The organism is Thermus neutrinimicus, assembly GCF_022760955.1.
In the GTDB taxonomy this organism is placed as follows: Bacteria; Deinococcota; Deinococci; order Deinococcales; family Thermaceae; genus Thermus; species Thermus neutrinimicus.
Genome location: NZ_JAKTNU010000003.1, coordinates 72,072 through 90,518, shown reverse-complemented (window position 1 = coordinate 90,518; position 18,447 = coordinate 72,072). Strand labels below are relative to the sequence as shown.

The window sequence follows — 18,447 nt, the reverse complement described above, 5'->3', positions numbered from 1 at the left end:
GCGGCAAGCCCAGGGGGAAAAGCCCCCTGGGCCACCATGGCACCCTTACAGGAGCTTGGCCAAGGCCTCCTTGACCGCCTTGTCCTGGATGTAGGCTGCCCTCAGGCGGGCAAGGCCCCTCTCCCCAAACTCCCGCCTGAGCTCCTGCACGGAGACGCCGTAGGAGCGGGCCACCGCCTGCAGGTAGGCCTGCCACTCCTCCTCGCTCACCTCGGGCTTGAGCTCCTCCGCCAGGCGCTCCTTGGCCAGGGAACGCTTAACCCGCTTGGAGGCCTCCTGCCTTAGCTCCTCCCGGAACTTCTCAAACTCCCCCTTCTCCTCCAGGGCCTTGAGGTAGGCCTCGAGGGGAATCCCCTGCCGGGCCAGGTCCTCCGCCAGGTGCTCCAGGAGGTGGCGCTCCTCCGCCTCCAGCATGGAGGGGGGGATCTCCGCCTCTAGCCCCTCGGCCAACCTCTCCAAGAAGGCCTGCTCCCGGGCCTCCTGGTAGCGGGCCTCCGCTTGGCGCTTTAGGCTCGCGCGCACCTTTTCCCTCAGTTCCTCCAGGCTCTCCGCCTCGAGGGTCTTGGCGAACTCCTCATCCAGCTCGGGAAGCTCGAGGGTCTTCACCTCCAGGATCTCCGTGCGCACCTCCCGCACCTTCTCCCCCTTCTCGTTCAAGACGGGAACCATGACCACCTCCCCCGCCCGCCTGCCCAAAAGGGCCTCCCGCACGTGAGGGAGGGCCTTGGAAAGGTCAATGGGAAACTCCGCCCCCTCCTCGGTGCGCACGAAAACGTGGTCCTTCTCCTGGGCCTCCCGGTCCACAGGCACCAGCTCGGCATAGCGATGGCGGAGCTCCTCCAAGGCCTTGTCCACCATCTCTTCCGTGACCTCCTCCTGCCCTACCTGGAGGTCGAAGCTCCGCCAGTCGGGAAGCTTCACCTCCGGGTAGTTCTCCACCTCGGCCACGTAGCGAAAACCCTCCTCCTCCCTTAGCTCCTCCTCCACCACCCTCGCCGCCACGGGCAGGAGGCCCAGCTCCTGCACCGCCTGGGGATAGGTTTCCTCCACCAAGCGCTCCTTGAGGTCAGCTAGAAGCTCCTCCCGACCGATGCGGGCCTCCACCACCTTCAAGGGAGCCTTCCCCGGGCGGAACCCCGGGATCTTTACCCGCTTGGCCACGTCCCTAAGGAGGGCCTGGTACTTCTCCTCCACCTTCTCCCTAGGCACCTCCACCCGGACCTTCACCAGATAGCCCGAACGCTCCAGGATCTCCGCCACACCTCACCTCGCTAATAAAGGGGCCTCGCCCAGGTGGTGCGAGGAGCGGGACTTGAACCCGCACGGGTTACCCCACCGGATCCTAAGTCCGGCGCGTCTACCGGTTCCGCCATCCTCGCGCGGGAGGGCGAGGCCCCCCTTTAAAATACCACCCCTTGCGGGGTGGCGGGATTGGGGTGAGCGATGGGACTTGAACCCACGACCCCCGGATCCACAGTCCGGTGCTCTAACCAGCTGAGCTACGCTCACCACGCTCAGCATCCGCCATTCTAAGGGCCTAACTGCCCCCCGTCAAGGCCTGTAGCCCGCCCTCCAGGCTCATGGCCTCGTACCCTTCCGCCTCCAGATACAGGGCCGCCACCTGGCTGATCAGCCCCTTTTCGCACACCAAAAGCAAGGGCACCTTGGGCAGGCGGTGCTCGCCCGCCTGGATTTTCTCCAAAGGCACCCACTCCGCGGGAAAGGGCAAGGGGGTATGGCGCCTGTCCGCGGGACGGACGTCCACCACCTTAACCCCCTGGTCTAGAAGGGCCGGGAGCTCCTCGGGTCTGACCCTGCGCATACCCTTGATTGTACCAGGCCGAAGGGGGGGCCCTGCGCAAAGTTATGCAACTAAACCCGGGAACCTTGCATAAGAGGTGGCCTTCTCCTTGGACAACCCGGGCCAAGTATGTTATCCTCGCCCATTGGGTACGCGATGCCGCCGAGAAGAGACCTCAAGAAAATCCTCATCATCGGTTCCGGGCCCATCACCATCGGCCAGGCTGCGGAGTTCGACTACTCGGGCACCCAGGCGGTAAAGGCCCTCAGGGGGGCGGGGTACGAGGCCATCCTGGTGAACTCCAACCCCGCCACCATCATGACCGACCCCGAGCTGGCCGAACGCACCTACCTGGAACCCCTCACCCTGGAGTCCCTGGAAAAGGTGCTGGCCAAGGAGCGCCCGGACGCCCTTCTGCCCACCTTGGGGGGGCAGACGGCCTTGAACCTCTCCATGGCCCTCCACGAGGAAGGGGTGCTTGCCCGCTATGGGGTGGAGCTCATCGGGGCCAAGGCCGCGGCCATAAAAAAGGGGGAGGACCGGGAGGAATTCCAAAGGGCCATGCGCAGGATCGGCCTTGAGGTGCCTCGAGGGCAGATGGTGTCCAGCGTGGAGGAGGGCCTCCACTTCGCCCGCCAGGTGGGCTATCCCGTGGTGGTCCGTCCCTCCTTTACCCTGGGGGGCACCGGGGGCGGCATCGCCCGAGACGAGGCCGAACTAAGGGAGGTCCTGGGGCGAGGCCTCCTTCTTTCCCCGGTGCACACCGCCTTGGTGGAGGAATCGGTTTTGGGGTGGAAGGAGTTTGAGCTGGAGGTGATGCGGGACCACGCGGACACGGTGGTCATCATCACCAGCATCGAAAACGTGGATCCCATGGGAGTCCACACCGGGGACTCCATCACCGTGGCTCCCGCCCAAACCCTTTCCGACACGGAGTACCAAAGGATGCGGGATGCCGCCAAGGCGGTGATCCGGGAGATCGGGGTGGACACCGGGGGCTCCAACATCCAGTTCGCCGTGGACCCCAAGACGGGCCGCCAGGTGGTCATCGAGATGAACCCCCGGGTCTCCCGTTCCAGCGCCCTCGCCTCCAAGGCCACGGGCTTCCCCATCGCCAAGATCGCGGCCCTTTTGGCGGTGGGCTACCGCTTGGACGAGCTTCCCAACGACATCACCCGCAAAACCCCAGCCTCCTTTGAGCCCACCATCGACTACGTGGTGGTGAAACTCCCCCGCTTCGCCTTTGAGAAGTTCAAAGACCTCCCCAACACCCTGGGGGAGCTGAGGGACGAACTCGGCACCCAGATGAAGTCCGTGGGGGAGGTGATGGCCATCGGCCGCACCTTCAAGGAGGCCTTGATGAAGGCCCTTAGGGGCCTGGAGCGGGACGTGAGGGCCCTGGCCCAGGTGCGCACGGAAGACCTAGAGAAGAAGCTCTACCCCAACCCCGACCGCATCTATGCGGTCATGGAGCTCCTGCGGCGGGGGATGCCCATAGAGGACCTTTACGGAGCCACCCGCATTGACCCATGGTTTCTGTACCAAATACAGGAAATTGTCCAGGCCGAGGCGTGGCTCCAATCCCACCCCCCCAAGGACCGGGAGGACTGGCGCTTCTACAAGGGTTTGGGCCTCACCGATGCCCGCATGGGCGAGCTCCTGGGCAAGGGGGAAAAGGAGGTCCGCCTGGAGCGGAAGGCCCTGGGGGTGGTGCCCGTGTACAAGACCGTGGACACCTGCGCCGCGGAGTTTGAGGCCTATACCCCCTACCACTACTCCACCTACGAGGTGGAGGACGAGGTCTGGCCCTCCAGTAAACCCAAGGTGGTGATCCTGGGCTCAGGGCCCATAAGGATCGGCCAGGGAGTGGAGTTCGACTACGCCACGGTGCATGCGGTCTGGGCCCTAAGGGAGGCAGGGTACGAGACCATCATGGTGAACTCCAACCCCGAAACGGTGTCCACCGATTACGACACCGCGGACCGCCTCTACTTTGAACCCTTGACCCTCGAGGACGTCCTGAACCTGGTGGAGCACGAAAAACCCATAGGGGTCATCGCTACCTTGGGTGGCCAGACCCCCTTGAAGCTGGCCAAGGGCCTGGAGGAGGCCGGGGTAAAGCTCCTCGGCACCCCCTTCGCCGCCATCCACAAGGCGGAGGACCGCCACGAGTTCCACCGGATCTGCCGGGAGCTCGGGATCCCCCAGCCCGAGGGCCGGGTGGCGGCCACCCCTGAGGAGGCCGTGCGACTCGCTGAGGAGGTGGGCTACCCCCTCCTGGCGCGGCCCAGCTACGTGCTGGGGGGCAGGGCCATGCGGGTGCTCCACAGCCCTGAGGAACTGGGGCGCTACCTGGAGGAGGTCTACGAACCCCTCCAGGACAAGCCCTCCATCCTCCTGGACCGTTACCTGGAAGGGGCCTTGGAGCTGGACGTGGACGCCCTTTCCGACGGGGAGGAGGTGATGATCGCCGGGGTGATGGAGCACGTGGAGCGGGCTGGGGTGCACTCCGGGGACTCCGCCACGGTGTTGCCCCCGGTGCACCTTTCCCCCAGTGCCTTGGAAAAGGTGAGGGTCTACACCCGAAAGCTGGCCCTGGCCCTGGGGGTTAAGGGACTTCTGAACGTGCAGTATGCCGTCTTGGGGGAGGAGGTGTACATCCTCGAGGCCAACCCTCGGGCAAGCCGCACCATCCCCTTTGTCTCCAAGGCCATCGGCGTGCCCCTGGCCAAGCTGGCTGCCCTCATCGCTGTGGGGAAAACCCTTAGGGACCTGGGGATCCGGGACCTGGACCCCATACCCCCCTACCACGCGGTGAAGGAGGTGGTCATCCCCTGGCTTAAGTTTCCCGGGGTCATCCCGGTTTTGGGTCCGGAGATGCGCTCCACTGGGGAAAGCATGGGCCTGGACCAGGACCCTTACCTGGCCTACTACAAGGCGCAGCTGGGCGCGGGCCAAAGGCTTCCCCTAGAGGGACGGGTGCGCTTCATCCAAGAAGGGCTTCCCGAAGGGGAGGCCGTCCGCTTGGAAGCGCTCCGCCAAGCCTACCTGGAGGCGGGCTTCATCCCCTCCGAGGGGGAGTATGACCTCCTCATCAGCCCTGTCACCCACCCCGAGCTGAGGCGGGCGGTGGAAAAGGGCCTTCCCTTCATCACCACCCTGGAGGGTGCCTGGTGGAGCTTAAAGGCCATCCTGAGGGCCCGGGAAAAGGGCCTGGAGGTGAAGAGCCTCCAGGAATGGCACGGCATCCTGCAGAAGGCCTGAGGGCATAGGGCCCAAGGGTGTACAATGGAGGCCAATGAAGCTCATCGTGGCCATCGTGCAGGATACCGATGCCCCCGGGCTCACCAAAGCCCTTCTGGAGCGGGGCTTGCAGTCCACCAAGCTGGCCTCCACTGGCGGCTTCCTGCGGGAGGGGAACACCACCTTACTGATCGGGGTGGGGGACGAAAGGGTCCAAGAAGTTCTGGAGCTGATCCAGGAAAAATGCCGCACCCGCACCCGCCTGGTCACCCGGGGCTTTCCCCTCTCCGAGGCCCCCGATCCGTTCCTGGCCCAGCCGGTGGAGGTGCAGGTGGGCGGGGCTGTGGTCTTTGTCCTGCCGGTGGAGGGCTTCTTCAAGGTATGAGGGCTTGGGCTCTCTTCCTCCTTGGCTCAGCCCTGGCCCAGATTGGCAAGCCCCTGGAGGGGCTCGGCCAGGTCCTAACCCCTCCTCCCGGAGGTGAGGTGAGGCTGGAACAGAGGAACGGCCGTCTTCTTGCCGTGGCCTACACGGGACCCCTGGAGCCCAGCTTCCTGGCCCAGATGGTGGACCGGGCCACCGGCATGGCCTTTGGAGCCCCCTTGAAGGAATGGCTGGCCAAGAACGGGGGCAGCCTAAAGGGGCAGCGGTTAAGCCTCCGCTTGGAAGAGGCCTTCCTTCTGGACCTGGCCTTAACCGAGCCCATACAGGCCCGCATCCGCCCTAATGAGGTACCCGAAACCGCCTGGGGCCAGGACCGATGGGTACTGGGGGATAAGGGCCCTTGGCTTCGCATTTTCTCCGACTTCCAATGCCCCTTCTGCCAACGCCTGGCCCGTGAGGTGCTTCCCCAGCTGAAGCCCCGGGCCCTTAAGGGGGAACTACGGCTCAGCTACCGGCACTTCCCCCTCAAGGAAATCCACCCCGAGGCCCTACCCGCGGCCATAGCCGCGGAGTGCGCCGGGGCCCAAGGGAGCTTCTGGCCCTACCACGACCTCCTGATGGGGGGCCGGCTTGGAGACTATCTGGGCCTGGCCCGCGTCCTTTCCCTGGACCTGAAGGCCTTTGCCACCTGCCTCAAGGACCCCCATGTGGCCTCGAGGGTGGAGGCCGAAAGGGCCCTGGCCCTGCGCCTGGGCCTGCGGGGAACCCCCTCTTTGTTTGCGGGCCCCTACCGGGTTCCCAATCCCTTTGACCTGGAAAGGCTTCTGGACTATCTGGCCTTGGCCCGCTAAAGTGGTCGGGATGGGAGGTGAGCTCTTCCTTCTAAGGGACGCCAAAGGCCGAGCCTTTCTCATCCGCCTAAAGGAGGGCGGCGTCTTCCACCACCACCGGGGCACCGTACCTCACGAGGAAATCCGCAAGGCTGGCCCAGGGGGCAAGGTGCGGACCCACCTGGGGGAGGAACTCTCCGTCCACCGGCCCACCCTGGAGGAGTACCTCCTCCACATGCGGCGAAGCGCCACCCCCACCTACCCCAAGGACGCCAGCGCCATGGTGACCCTCTTGGACCTGGCCCCGGGGATGCGGGTCCTCGAGGCGGGCACGGGCTCCGGGGGGCTCACCCTCTTCCTGGCCCGGGCGGTGGGGCCCATGGGGCTTGTGGAAAGCTACGAGAAACGGCCCCAACACCTGGCCCAGGCGGAAGCCAACGTGAAGGCCTTCTGGCAGGTGGAAAACGTGCGCTTCCACCTGGGTAGCCTGGAGGAAGCCTCCCTGGAGCCGGAAAGCTTTCACGGGGTGGCCCTGGACCTCATGGAACCCTGGAAGGTCCTGGCCAAGGCTACCGAGGCTCTTATGCCCGATCGTTTTCTGGTGGCCTACCTCCCCAACATCACCCAGGTGGTGGAGCTGGTACAAAGGACAGAGGGGATACCCCTTCGGCTGGAGCGGGTCTTGGAGGTAGCCTGGCGGGAGTGGGATATCCAGCTTCCCGTGGCCCACCCCCGCTTCCAGCAGGTGGGGCATACTGCCTTTCTGGTGGTCCTTAGGAAATGGAAGGTCTCCTGATCCATGCCTTCCTGCGGGGGCTAAGGAGGGAGCTTCCCGCCCTGAACCTGGGCCTGGCCTTCCCCGAGGAGGGAAGCCTGGCAGTCCTCCTCAAGGGGCAGTCGGGCCGCATCTTCAACCTGGTGGCCCGCTACCGCCCCCCCTCCCCCAGCCTGGCCCTGGAGGAGGGAACCCTGGTGGGAGAGCCCAAGACCCCTTTCCAAAGGCAGCTCCAGGCCCGGGTAAAGGGCCCCTTGCTGGAGGCAGAGCAGATCAAGTTGGACCGGGTGGTCCTCCTCCGCTTTGCCGGGGAAAAGGGGTTCGTGGACTCCCCACCCGCCACCTTGGTCCTCGAGGCCACCGGGCGGAACGCCAACCTCATCCTCTTGGATGAGGAAGGCCTGATCCTGGGGGTGGACCGCCCCATCACCCAGGCGGTGAACCGCTACCGCCAGGTGAAGCCCGGGCTGCCTTACGTGCCCCCGCCCCCTTACGAGAAGCTGGACCCCAGGACCCTTACCCTGGAAAATCTCCGGGTCCTCCTGGGAAAACCCCTCAAGGAAGTGGTGCGCTACGTGGACGGGATAGGGCTGGAACTCATGCGGGAGCTGGCCAGAAGGACCTCCCTCACCCCGGAAACCCCCTTGGACGAGGCCAGCCTAACCCGGGTTTTTGGGGTGCTAAAGGAGCTTGCGGAAGATCCCTCCCTGGGCACCGTTCTCTCGGGGGAGCTTCGGGAAAAGTGGGCGGAGGAAGAGAAAGAGGCCCTGCGGAAACCCCTTCTCGAGGCTCTAAGGCAAGAGCAAAAGACCCTTCTGGCCCGGCTTGCCGACTACCACCGGGCCCTAAAGCGCCTGGAGGAAGCGGAAGGCTTGCGGCATATGGCCGATCTCCTCCTGGCCCGGCTCAAGGACGTGCCCCGGGGTGCGGAAAAAGCCATCCTGGAGGGGTTTGATGGCAAGCCGGTGGAGATCCCCCTGGACCCCACCCTGCCCCCACAGGAAAACGCCCAAAAGCTCTACCACCGGGCCCGCCGCCTGGAGGAGTTGGCAGAAAGGGCCCTAGAGCTCATCCCGCAAACGGAGGAGAAGCTTAGGTCCCTGGAAAGGGAAATGGAGCGGATAAAGCAGGCGGACCTCCAGGAGCTCTTGGACCTATCCCGAAAACCTAAGGAGGGGAAAGGGCCAAGGCTTGGCCTACGGTACACCTCTCCCTCGGGCTATCCCGTCCTGGTGGGCAGAAACGCCAAGGAGAACGACCTCCTCACCCGCATGGCCCACTCCGAGGACTTATGGTTCCACGCCCAAGGGGTACCGGGCAGCCACGTGATCCTCAAGGCGGAGGGGAAAAATCCCCCCCTGGAGGACCTCCTTTTTGCCGCCAGGCTAGCCGCCTACCATTCCAAGGCCAGGGGGGAAACCCAGGTCCCCGTGGACTACACCCGCAAAAAGCACGTGTGGCGACCCAGAAAAGCGGCACCCGGCCAGGTGCTCTACACCCACGCCAAGACCCTCTTCGTGGAAGGGGTGCTTCCCCTGGAAGCGGGCGAAGGGTAAACTTCCCCTTTGTGAAAAGGGTCATGTTCCACGCCAAAATCCACCGGGCCACGGTGACCCACGCGGACCCAAACTATGTGGGCTCGGTCACCGTGGATCAGGACCTTTTGGACGCTGCCGGGATTCTGCCCCACGAGCAGGTGGACATCTACGATATCACCAACGGGGCCCGCCTCACCACCTACGCCCTACCCGGGGCAAGGGGGTCGGGGGTGGTGGGGGTCAACGGCGCCGCCGCCCACCTGGTGCGCCCTGGGGACCTGGTGATCCTGGTGGCCTACGGGGTTTTCGAGGAGGAGGAGGCACGGAACCTCAAACCCACCGTGGTCCTGGTGGACGAGAAAAACCGGATCCTAAAGGTGTTTTCTTCGGGAAGCACTGGGGCGTGAAGGCATGGGGCGGCTTCGGCTTTATCTGGAGCTAATCCGCTTCGAGCACACCCTTTTCGCCCTACCCTTTGCCTACGGGGGGATGCTCCTGGCAGCGGGAGGCTGGCCAGGCTTTCGCACCTTCCTCCTGGTTACCCTGGCCATGGTGGGGGCCCGGACCATGGCCATGGCCTTAAACCGCCTCATAGACTGGCGGATCGATGCCCTGAACCCTAGGACCCAGGACCGGCATCTGCCCAAAGGGTTGGTCAAGCCCTGGGAAACCCTCCTTTTGGCCCTGGTGGGCCTCCTCCTTTTGACCCTCGCCGGGCTATCCCTCAACCCCCTTACCGCCCATCTTCTTCCGGTGGCCGTCTTCTTCCTGACCATCTACAGCTACACCAAGCGCTTCACCTGGCTTTGCCACTACGTGCTGGGGCTCACCATCGGGGCTGCCGCCGCAGGTGGCTGGATCGCCGTCACCGGGAGCTTCCACCCCACCGCCTACTGGCTCTGGGCAGCCGTAGGGCTTTGGATCGCTGGGTTCGACATCCTCTACGCCACGCAGGACTACACCTTTGACCGCGCCCATGGGATCAAGAGCATCCCAGCCCGCTTTGGCATCCCCCAGGCCCTTTGGATAGCCCGGGGCACCCACCTTTTGGCCTGGATGGCCTTCCTCCTGGCCGGGCTCAGCTATGGGGCTGGAAGCCCCTACTTCCTTGGCCTCGTCTTGGTGGGAGGGCTTCTCCTTTACGAACACCAGCTGGTGAGCCCCGAGGACCTAGGCCGGGTGGACCTGGCCTTCTTCCAGGCCAACGTGGGGGTGAGCCTGGGGATGTTTCTCGCCATCGTGTTGGATCTCTGGCTCTAAGGCCTGGGGTCTAGAATGTAGGTGGAGGCCTAGCATGGAAGGTATCCGCAAGGCAGCAGAGGGGGCCATTTTGGAATTCTTGGACCTCTTCCCCATGCCCAGGGGAAGCCTCTTCGTCCTGGGGGGCTCCACCAGTGAGGTCCTGGGGGAGAAGGTGGGAACGAAACCCAGCCTCGAGGTGGCCGAGTCCCTCCTCGAGGGGCTTCTGCCCCCTCTACTGGAACGGGGGATATGGGTGGCCGTCCAGGGGTGCGAGCACCTGAACCGGGCCCTGGTGGTGGAAAGGGAAGCAGCCCTTACCTACGGCCTGGAGGAGGTCAGCGTCTTCCCCCATCCCAAGGCGGGAGGAAGCCTGGCCACGGCCGCCTTCCTCCGCTTCCAGGACCCCGTGATGGTGGAGTCCTTGAGGGCCCAGGCCCATGGGGGAATGGACATCGGGGGGGTTCTCATCGGCATGCACCTGCGCCCCGTGGCCGTGCCCCTTAGGCTTTCCCTACGCAGGATCGGCGAGGCGGTGCTCATCGCCGCCAAGACCCGCCCCAAACTGGTGGGCGGGGCCAGGGCAGTCTACACCCGGGAAGAGATGCTCAGGAGGCTGGAAGAATATCGGCAAAAGCTTCCCTGAAAAGGGCCGCCACCCCCAGGGCCTCGTAGCGGTCGTAATAACCCATGAGGGAAAGCCGGAACACCCTGCCCTTCAAAGGCCCCTGACCCCCGGCGATCACCGCCTGCCTGCGGGCAAAGGCCTCCTTCACCGCCCGGTAGGAAACCCCCTCGGGCAGGTAAAAGGCCGCCACCGCCGGACTTGGGACCTTGGGCACAGGACCTAGCCAAAGCTCCGCTCCCACCCGATACAGAAGGTCGTTCTGCCAGGCCTTGAGGGCCAGGTGTTGGGGAAGCTTGGGCAACACCTCCTCCAGCACCGCCGCCACCGCCCCCACCAGGTTGATGGCCGGGGTCCAGGCGCTTTCCCCTTCCCGCTGGGCCTTGAGCTCCCGGGAAAGGTTCAGGTAGTAGCCTCGGGGCCGCAGGCGTTCCAGGGCTCCGGGGCTTAGGGCCACGAAGCCCAGCCCCGGGGGGCACATGAGCCCCTTTTGGCTACCGGAAACGGCGGCGTCCACACCCCAGGCCTCGAGGGCCACCTCCCGCACCAAAAGGCTCGTCACCATGTCGGCTCCCACCAGCCCCCCGGGGTTTACCTCCTTGAAGGCCCGCGCCAGGCTGGGAAGATCCACCATGGCCCCCGTGGAGGTCTCCGAGTGAACCAAAAGCAACCCATGGTAACCGGGCCTGGCCACCTGGTCCGGGCTTGGCACCTCCCCGTAGGGAAGCTCCAGCCGGTCCACCTGGAGGCCCGCGCTTTCCGCAATCTCGGCGAAGCGCTCGGAAAACTTGCCGTAGACCGGTACCAACACCCTTTCCCCAGGGGAGAAGAGATTCCACACCAAGGCTTCCATGGCCAGGGTGCCGCTTCCCGTGAGGATGAGGACCTCGCCTTGTGTGCGGAAGGCTTCCCGAAGAAGGCCTCGGGCCTTGAGGAAAAGCGCCTTGGCGGGCTCGGTCCGATGGTGAAGCTGCGGATGGGAAAGGGCTTCCAGCGCCTTGGGATGAAGCCGCACAGGACCCGGGGTGAGGAGCCAGTCCATGGCAAGAGCTTAACGCAAAACCCCCCCTACCAGCCGCTGGGTCATGCGGCCCACCAAAAGCATCAAGGCGTGGAGGATGGCTCCGGGCCTTGGTGGATCCCCAGGCACGTACACGTCCACAGGCACCACCTTGTCCACGCCGGCCAAAACCTGGGAACTTCCTGCAAACACCCCACCCGAGATGGCCTCGTTGCCCACCGCTACCACCCCTTTCGGCTCTGGCATGGCCTCGTAAGTGCGCCTTAGGGCCTCGGCCATGTTGCGGCTCACCGGACCCGTGACCAGAAGAGCGTCGGCGTGCCGGGGCGAAGCCACCACCTGGAACCCAAAGCGGCCCATGTCGTTAAATGGGTTGTTAAGAAGGGCAATCTCCGAATCGGTAAGGCCCGTGTCCCCGGCGCTCACCTCGCGAAAGGCTAGGGTGGGTAAGCGAAGCTCTCGCCGGGGAGCGGGGGCAGGGCCTGGGTCCAAAAACCCTCCCCTTTCTAGATCGACCTGCTGAACCAGGTCCTCCTTGCGGGTTACGGCCACCTCGAGGGACCTCATCTCCCCCACCCCTAGAGGGTACGCCAAGGCGCACCGCCCACACCCCACGCACCGGGCGAGGTCCAGGCTGAAAATCCCTTCTGCCTCCGCAAAAGCCCCGCTCGGGCAAAGTCGCATTAGCCCCTCTCGAACCCCCGGGGTCAAGCCCTCCGGCTTCAGCAAAGGGTAGCCGAAAGCGTGCTGGGGAACTTTAAGGATATCCTCCAGCTTGCGGGCCAAATTTCCCACCTTAAGCGTGTACAGCAAGCTCATGGCATCCCCTAAAGGTCACTTCCCGCATAGGCGAGGTCAAAGGACTTGTTGCAAAGGGGGAAGTCTGGCAAACCCTCCCCCCGGACCGCAAGCTCCAAAGCCCGCCAGTTCTTGAAGCTTGGGTCCACCCCTTCGGCCACGACCACCCTCCCAGCCTCCACCCGGACAAACCACACCACCTCACCCCTTCCTGCCTCCACCCGGGCCAAGGCCTCGCCCTCTCCCGGTGGGGGATCCAGGGCCAAAGGCCCTGCGGGAAGATGGCGAAGGAAGAAAAGAGCATACTCCAGGGCCTTAAGGCCCTCCTCGGCATACACCTGCGCCCGGGACAGCACATCCCCCCCCTGGCGCACCACGGGAGTAAACCCGGGGTAAAGGGGGTCGTCCTGCCTGAGGTCCCTCCCCACCCCGCTGGCCCGGGCCGTCGGGCCCACAAAACCCAAGGCCAAGGCCTCAGCCCGGCGCACCTCCCCCACATAACGCATACGGTCCAGTACCTGGGGATTTTTGAGAAGCCTGGGCAATAGGCGGGCCAGCTCCTCCCGATGGGCGGCGATGACCTCGAGGTCCGGCTGGCCCTCCCGCCACACCCCCCCAACCCTTATGAAGTTTCTCCCGTAGCGGTGGCCGGTTAGCCGGTCCAGTTCCCCCTGCAAAAGAGCCCGGATCCGCCCCACCTGGGTGGCCCCGTAGGCGTAGCCGATGTCGGTGAAGAGCCCAGCCAGGTGTCCCAGATGACCAAAGGCCCGCTCCAACTCCAGGGCTGCCCGGCGAAGGTACTGCGCCCTAGGAGGAGCCCCCCACCCCAAGGCCCTTTCCCAGGCCTCGGCAAAGGCCATGGCGTGGGCTACGGGCTCAATCCCCGCCCGCTCCACCAGAAGGAGCGCGGCCTCAGCCCCTTTGCCCGGCATGAGGGAAAGCAGGCCCCGGTGCTGGTAACCCAGGCGGATTTCCAGGTTCACGATCCGCTCGCCCAAAACGCTAAACCGGAAGTGCCCGGGTTCGATGATCCCCGCGTGCACCGGTCCCACAGGCACCTCGTGGAGGTGGGGAAACTCCCGGAAGGTGTGGGGAAGATCGTGCCGCCTGAGGGGTTTCAACCCGGGGTGCCCCACCGGCTCAAAACCCCTCTCCCAAAGGGCCCGCTCAAACCAATCCAGAGCGGGAAACTCGGCGGCCAGACTGGGAAAGCGCCTCCTCTCTCCCAAGAAAAAGGCCTGGGTGGGGCCTAAAACCCCCTTCTCGCCCCCCGGGTACTCCACCCACAAAACCACCCGGTCCCCATAAGGGAAAAGCGCCACAGGCCTTCCCTCGCGCAGGGCCTCCCTCACTTTCCCCACAGCACCACCTCCAATCCCTTAAACACCTCCATCCCCGGGAACACGCCGAGGATCACCAGGATGCCCAAGAGCAACCACAGAATCCAGAGGTCCAGGCCCTGTCCCCTAAGGGGCTTCCCCTTACCGAAGCCCATCTGGGCCATGGGAGAAAGGAGGCCAGCAAACGCCATACCCAGGCCAAAAAGGTAGAGCCCCGCCAGCCCAGGCCAGCGCATGGCCGCCTCCACCGCCTTGAACTCGGCGAAGAAGAGGGGAAAAGGAGGCAGGCCCCCCAAGGCCGCCAAGGCTAGGACGTAGGGGATCCCCAAAGCCGGGAGGTGGAAGACCAGCCCGCCTACCCGCCCCACCTCCTTGGCGTGCGTGACAGACAGGATACCGCTGGCCGCCAGAAAGGCCAAGGTCTTGGCCACGGAGTGCGCCAGGGTATGGAAAAGGGCCAGCCAGGGCAGTCCCAAACCCAAGGCGAAGACCGCTAGGCCCATGTGCTCCATGCTGGAGTAGGCGAGAAGTCTCTTGTACTCTTTTTGTCCAAAGAGGAAAAGAGCCGCAAACAAAAGGGTAAGCAGGCCGAAGGTTAGGAAAAGGCTCGAAGAAAAGGGGAAGAGCCCCGCCGCCTGCATGATGGCGGCGTAGCGGAGAAGGGCGTAAAAGGCCACGTTGAGGAGGGTTCCCGAAAGCAAAGCCGAGGCCGGCCCCGGGGCCTCGGCGTGGGCATCAGGGAGCCACGCCTGCAAGGGGAAAAGCCCCACCTTGGTCCCAAAGCCCACCAAGAGGAGGGCGAAGGCCACCTTGAGCCCCTCAGGGTTGGCCTCTCCCACCAGGGACCGGACCTCCCCCCAGTCCAGGGTGGCCCCGCCCACCAGGGCGTAGACCAGGATGACCCCGATGAGCCCCATGGCGATCCCCACGCTGCCCAGCATGAGGTATTTCCAGGTGGCCTCGAGGGGCCGGGCCCCCCCTTTGTGGTAGACCAGAAGGGCCGAGGCCAGGGTGCTACCCTCCACGAAAACCCAGAGCATGCCCAGATTGTGGGCCAGGTACGCCCCATGGGCCGAGGCCAGGAAAAGGGCACCCGCCCAGTAGAACCGCCAGGCCTCCTCCCGGGCAAAGTAGCCCCGGGCAAAAAGCGCCACCAGGGCGTAGATCAGGTCGGTCAGAAGGAGATAGAAGAGCCCCACCCCATCCAGCCGGAAAGGCCCGGCTGCCGCACCCAGGAGGAAAGGGGCCAGAAGGAAGCTGAGGAGGGGCACGAAAACGGAAAGCCGCACCAACAGGCTGGCCTCCTTGCGGGCCAGGAAGACCCCCAAGGGTAAGAGGACGAGAAGATACAGCACCATTACCCCCTTAGTGAGCGCATCCGCGCGGTATCCACATGCCCCATTTCCCCCTTGATGCGGAAGATGAGGATCCCCGCCAGGAACACGGCGGCGAAGGCATCCAAGGCCACCCCCAACTCCACGAAGAGGGGCAAGCCGTGGCTTTCGGAAAGGGCCATGAGGAAAACCCCGTTCTCCAGCGCTAGGAAGCCCAGAACCTGGCTTATCGCCTTCTTGCGGCTCACCATGGAAAGGACTCCCAGAAGCACCAAGGACAGGGCCACGGGCACCCCTTGGGGCAAGGGAGCCTCGGGAAGGACAAAGGCCTCCCCCACCCGGAAGGCTAAGGCGGTCAGAAGCCCCGCCAAAAGGAGGGAGAGGGAAACGGACAGGTACCCCTCCACCTCGTGGCTCACCTCGAGGCGATCTATAAGCCAAAACAGATACCAGGGTATGAGCACCCCCTTAACCGCGAAGAGGGCCAGACCGGCCAACACGAAGTGCAGCTCTCCCCCAGCAAGCCCAAAGGAAACCAGGGCCAAGAGGATGTTCTGCAGGGCGTAGAGCCGAATGATGGCGTCCAGGCTACGGCGGCTCACCATCAAGAAACCTGTGGACAGGATCGCCAGGACCAAGGTGTTTAGAAGCGCCATACCGCCCCCAGAAGCGCCAGCACCCCGAAAAGGGTATTGTACGAAAGGAAGTCGGGAAGCCTCAGATAGCGGAGCTTTACCCCGTAGGTCTCCAGGTAGGCCAACGCCAAGACCCAGGCCACCACCACCCCCAGGAAGACCAGGGGCTTGAACCCCGGCAGCAACAAGGCCATCAGGCCCGCATAGAACAGCATCTTGAGCGACCCTGCAAGCTCATACAGGGCCAAAAGAGGCCCGCTGTGGTCCAGCACCTGCGCCTCGTGGACCATGGTGAGCTCCAGGTGGGTGGTGGGATCATCCACCGGCATCCTGGCTCCCTCAGCCAGGAGGGCCAGGGCAAGGGAAGCCAGGGCCAGCAACAGCACCAAGCTGTTTTCCACCCCAAGCTCGGGTAAACCGCTAAGGGAAAACCCGTCCCCCAAGAGGATTGCCCCCGCTATGGCCATAAGGGTCCCAGGCTCCGCCAACACCGTGACCACACCTTCCCGGTAACTTCCCTGGGCTCCAAAACTGCTGCCCGCATCTAGGGCCGCCAGCATTTGAAAAAAACGCCCGAGGCCAAGGAGGTAAAGGGCGAGGAGGAAGTCCCCCTTGAAGGCCGGCCCGGGGAGGACAGGCAACAGGACCAAAGCCCCCACGGTTCCCAAAAGGGCCAGGATGGGCCCGAGGAGGAAAACGGGGGTGGTGGTATGGGGCCTTATCCAGACCTTGCGCCAAAGCTTGGCCAGGTTCCGGTACTCCATTAAAGGGCTAAGCCCCTGCCGTTGGGTAAGCCGCGCCTTTAACCACTTGACGCTTCCCGAAAAAAGCGGAGCCAACAATAAGGCCAAGGCCGCTGTCATAGCAAGACCACCCCCAGAACCACCACTAAGGTGAGGAGCTGCAGGAGAAGGTAAAGGTGCAGGCTTCCCGACTGCAGGGTTTGCACCAAGGCTGCAAGGCGGGCGTAGAGGTGCCCCATTCCGGGATATACCTCGGCCAAGGGTTCCTCCAGATGGGGACGCTCCCCCACCTGGAGGCGAAGGAACGGGAAAAGGCGAAGGGCCGGTTCGGCGAAGCCCAGGCCGTTAGGTTGCATTCTAGGGGTGAGGGGGTGGAAACCGCAGTCCCAGGTTCCGTATACCCGCATGGGCCTCCGGAGAAGGCCCCGGTAAAACGCCCCAGCCAGAACCCCAAGAAGAGTAAGGAGAACCCAGTTAGGGTAGGTGCGAACCCCAAGGGGCTCCAGGACCAGTCCGGGCGCCAAGGCTAATAGGAGGAGGAGCCCCGCCAAAACCCCAAGACCCAGGTGCATACCCTGGCTCCGGTACACTTCCACCTCGCCTCGAGGCAGGCCCAAAAAGGCCAACCCGAAAAGGCGCACGTAAAAATACAGGGCCAAGGCCCCCACCAAGGCCAAGGCTCCGGCGGCCAAGGGAACAAGGAAAGGCCCTTGCAGCAAGCCTTGGTAAAGCTGCCACTCCGCAAGAAAAACCGGGCCAGGAGGGAGGCCTGCCCCTGCCACCATCCCCCACAAGGCAAGGGCTCCAAGCTCAGGGGCCTTGCGGAAAAGCCCGCCCAGATGGGAAATCCGCCGCTCTGCCAAGGTACCTGCCCCCAGGAAAAGGAGCCCTTTGAACAGGGCGTGGGCCACCTGGTGAAGGAAGAAGGCCCCCAGGAGCAGGGGTATGGGTTTCAGAAAATAGGCCCCCAAGGCGGAAAGCATGAGGCCCAGGTTTTCCACGCTGGAGTAGGCCAATGCCCCCTTAAGATCCTCCTCCCCCAGGCCCCGCACCAAGGCATACACCGCACCTGAAAGGCCCAGGAGGAGCAAAACCCACCCCACCCAAGGTGGGGGTGGGCCGAACCAGTGCTGGGACTGGTACAAGCCGAGAAGGCCCAGCTTGGTCATGGCCCCAGAAAGCAGGGCCGAAACCGGGCTGATGGCCACCGGGTGGGCCTGGGGCAACCAGGTGTGGAAGGGGAAGAGGGCCGCCTTCACCCCAAAGCCCAAAAGAAGCCCAGCCCACACCCAATCGGCCCCAAGGTGCGCGTGTCCCAGAAAGGCCAGGTAAAGCCCAGCCCCCGAAAGGCGGCTCGCCAGGAAAAAGGCCCGGGCCCCTGCCAGGGCGTTTGGCCCCTCGAGGGCGATCAGAAAATAGCCCAAAAGGGCCATGCCCTCCCACAAAAAGAGGAAGCCAAACCCGGGGGAGGTCAAGGCCACCCCCGCCATGCTAGCCAAGAAAAGGGGAATGAGAAGGGCATAGAGGTGCGCCTCACGGGGGTGAAGGGCCAAGTAGGCAGGAAGGTAGGGGGCAAGGCCCAAGGTCAAAGCCCCGAGGAGGAGCAGGTAGAGGTAGGGAGCGCCCCATCCCGAAGCCCAACCCATCCCCCCCAACGCCACCCACGCAAGGCCCGCCAAACCCACGGAGAGGGAAAGCCCCCGGAAACGCCAGGGAGTCCCAGCGGACACCACGGCCAAACCCAGGGGCAAGAAGGTCCAAAGGGGGCTCATTCCTCCTCCCTAAGGGCGTCCAAGCGCTCCCGCTCCGCCTCGAGGTGGCGTTCGAAGATCCGCCGCCCCAGGTCCAAAAAGGCATAGACCTCGGGATCCCGGGTGCGGTAGTAGACCATCTGCCCTTCCCTCCTGGCTTCCACCAACCCTCGTTCCCGCAGTAAGGAAAGCTGCCTTGAAAGCACCGACTGTTCCACCCCGAGCTCCCGTTGCAGGGCGGAAACCGACCGCTCTCCCCTCCGCAGGGCATCCAGGATAGCCAGGCGCAGAGGATGACCCAGGGCCTTGAAGAACTCCGCCTTATAGCGGTGGAGGGCGCTAGGCATACATCCTCCTTTGGCTATATGAATAAAGTCGCATATTTTCAACCT

Annotated in this window: 18 protein-coding genes and 2 tRNA genes; 8 read left to right on the top strand and 12 right to left on the bottom strand. The window is 64.4% G+C overall.

What is annotated here, in order from left to right; translation table 11 throughout:
- Positions 1 to 45 precede the first annotated feature (45 nt).
- The 4 genes from tig to L0C59_RS03685 form a co-directional block, all read right to left on the bottom strand.
- Complete coding sequence (gene tig, locus L0C59_RS03700; RefSeq protein WP_243089869.1) at positions 46 to 1,260, bottom strand: trigger factor; 1,215 nt, start codon at positions 1,258 to 1,260, stop codon at positions 46 to 48.
- Between the two features lie 34 nt (positions 1,261 to 1,294).
- Positions 1,295 to 1,379 (bottom strand) — tRNA-Leu (locus tag L0C59_RS03695).
- Positions 1,380 to 1,432: 53 nt separating this feature from the next.
- Positions 1,433 to 1,509, bottom strand: a tRNA-His gene (locus L0C59_RS03690).
- Positions 1,510 to 1,537: 28 nt separating this feature from the next.
- Positions 1,538 to 1,822: a rhodanese-like domain-containing protein gene (locus L0C59_RS03685; RefSeq protein ID WP_243089868.1), complete on the bottom strand. Its 285-nt coding sequence runs from the start codon at positions 1,820 to 1,822 to the stop codon at positions 1,538 to 1,540.
- Between the two features lie 135 nt (positions 1,823 to 1,957).
- On the opposite strand from L0C59_RS03685, the gene carB reads away from it, so the two are divergent.
- The 8 genes from carB to L0C59_RS03645 are packed head-to-tail and all read left to right on the top strand — an operon-like array spanning position 1,958 to position 10,454.
- Positions 1,958 to 5,065 (top strand): carbamoyl-phosphate synthase large subunit, encoded by a 3,108-nt coding sequence (carB, locus tag L0C59_RS03680; RefSeq protein WP_243089867.1) that lies wholly within the window; start codon positions 1,958 to 1,960, stop codon positions 5,063 to 5,065.
- A gap of 34 nt (positions 5,066 to 5,099) precedes the next feature.
- On the top strand, positions 5,100 to 5,429 hold the full coding sequence (locus tag L0C59_RS03675; protein WP_243089866.1) for a cyclic-di-AMP receptor: 330 nt from the start codon (positions 5,100 to 5,102) through the stop codon (positions 5,427 to 5,429).
- A complete protein-coding gene (locus tag L0C59_RS03670; RefSeq protein ID WP_243089865.1) occupies positions 5,426 to 6,277 on the top strand; it encodes a DsbA family protein in 852 nt (283 codons plus the stop codon). Before L0C59_RS03675 ends, L0C59_RS03670 begins: the two co-directional genes overlap by 4 nt.
- 10 nt (positions 6,278 to 6,287) lie before the next feature.
- Positions 6,288 to 7,052, top strand: coding sequence for a tRNA (adenine-N1)-methyltransferase (locus tag L0C59_RS03665; RefSeq protein ID WP_243089864.1), 765 nt, complete (start codon positions 6,288 to 6,290; stop codon positions 7,050 to 7,052).
- Positions 7,037 to 8,587: an Rqc2 family fibronectin-binding protein gene (locus tag L0C59_RS03660; protein WP_243089863.1), complete on the top strand. Its 1,551-nt coding sequence runs from the start codon at positions 7,037 to 7,039 to the stop codon at positions 8,585 to 8,587. Before L0C59_RS03665 ends, L0C59_RS03660 begins: the two co-directional genes overlap by 16 nt.
- A gap of 23 nt (positions 8,588 to 8,610) precedes the next feature.
- On the top strand, positions 8,611 to 8,976 hold the full coding sequence (gene panD / locus L0C59_RS03655; protein ID WP_243089917.1) for an aspartate 1-decarboxylase: 366 nt from the start codon (positions 8,611 to 8,613) through the stop codon (positions 8,974 to 8,976).
- Between the two features lie 4 nt (positions 8,977 to 8,980).
- Positions 8,981 to 9,829 (top strand): menaquinone biosynthesis prenyltransferase MqnP, encoded by an 849-nt coding sequence (mqnP, locus tag L0C59_RS03650; RefSeq protein ID WP_243089862.1) that lies wholly within the window; start codon positions 8,981 to 8,983, stop codon positions 9,827 to 9,829.
- 34 nt (positions 9,830 to 9,863) lie between these two features.
- Positions 9,864 to 10,454 carry a TIGR01440 family protein gene (locus tag L0C59_RS03645; protein ID WP_243089861.1) on the top strand — a complete coding sequence of 197 codons (591 nt, stop codon included), beginning with the start codon at positions 9,864 to 9,866 and terminating at the stop codon, positions 10,452 to 10,454.
- On the opposite strand, the gene L0C59_RS03640 is transcribed toward L0C59_RS03645, so the two are convergent.
- Genes L0C59_RS03640 through L0C59_RS03605 form a run of 8 tightly spaced genes read right to left on the bottom strand, consistent with a single transcriptional unit; the run spans position 10,417 to position 18,402 of the window.
- Positions 10,417 to 11,475 carry a pyridoxal-phosphate-dependent aminotransferase family protein gene (locus L0C59_RS03640; protein ID WP_243089860.1) on the bottom strand — a complete coding sequence of 353 codons (1,059 nt, stop codon included), beginning with the start codon at positions 11,473 to 11,475 and terminating at the stop codon, positions 10,417 to 10,419. The two genes, L0C59_RS03645 and L0C59_RS03640, sit on opposite strands and share 38 nt — an antisense overlap.
- 9 nt (positions 11,476 to 11,484) lie before the next feature.
- On the bottom strand, positions 11,485 to 12,273 hold the full coding sequence (locus L0C59_RS03635; RefSeq protein ID WP_243089859.1) for an NADH-quinone oxidoreductase subunit B family protein: 789 nt from the start codon (positions 12,271 to 12,273) through the stop codon (positions 11,485 to 11,487).
- Positions 12,274 to 12,281: 8 nt separating this feature from the next.
- Positions 12,282 to 13,613 carry a hydrogenase large subunit gene (locus tag L0C59_RS03630; protein ID WP_243089858.1) on the bottom strand — a complete coding sequence of 444 codons (1,332 nt, stop codon included), beginning with the start codon at positions 13,611 to 13,613 and terminating at the stop codon, positions 12,282 to 12,284.
- Positions 13,601 to 14,950: a proton-conducting transporter transmembrane domain-containing protein gene (locus L0C59_RS03625; RefSeq protein WP_243089857.1), complete on the bottom strand. Its 1,350-nt coding sequence runs from the start codon at positions 14,948 to 14,950 to the stop codon at positions 13,601 to 13,603. The genes L0C59_RS03630 and L0C59_RS03625 overlap by 13 nt, the downstream gene beginning before the upstream one ends.
- A complete protein-coding gene (locus L0C59_RS03620) occupies positions 14,950 to 15,582 on the bottom strand; it encodes a hypothetical protein (protein ID WP_243089856.1) in 633 nt (210 codons plus the stop codon). Before L0C59_RS03620 ends, L0C59_RS03625 begins: the two co-directional genes overlap by 1 nt.
- Positions 15,570 to 16,424 (bottom strand): respiratory chain complex I subunit 1 family protein, encoded by an 855-nt coding sequence (locus L0C59_RS03615; protein WP_243089855.1) that lies wholly within the window; start codon positions 16,422 to 16,424, stop codon positions 15,570 to 15,572. Before L0C59_RS03615 ends, L0C59_RS03620 begins: the two co-directional genes overlap by 13 nt.
- Positions 16,421 to 18,076 (bottom strand): proton-conducting transporter transmembrane domain-containing protein, encoded by a 1,656-nt coding sequence (locus L0C59_RS03610; RefSeq protein WP_243089854.1) that lies wholly within the window; start codon positions 18,074 to 18,076, stop codon positions 16,421 to 16,423. The genes L0C59_RS03615 and L0C59_RS03610 overlap by 4 nt, the downstream gene beginning before the upstream one ends.
- Positions 18,073 to 18,402: an ArsR/SmtB family transcription factor gene (locus L0C59_RS03605; protein ID WP_243089853.1), complete on the bottom strand. Its 330-nt coding sequence runs from the start codon at positions 18,400 to 18,402 to the stop codon at positions 18,073 to 18,075. Before L0C59_RS03605 ends, L0C59_RS03610 begins: the two co-directional genes overlap by 4 nt.
- Positions 18,403 to 18,447 lie beyond the last annotated feature (45 nt).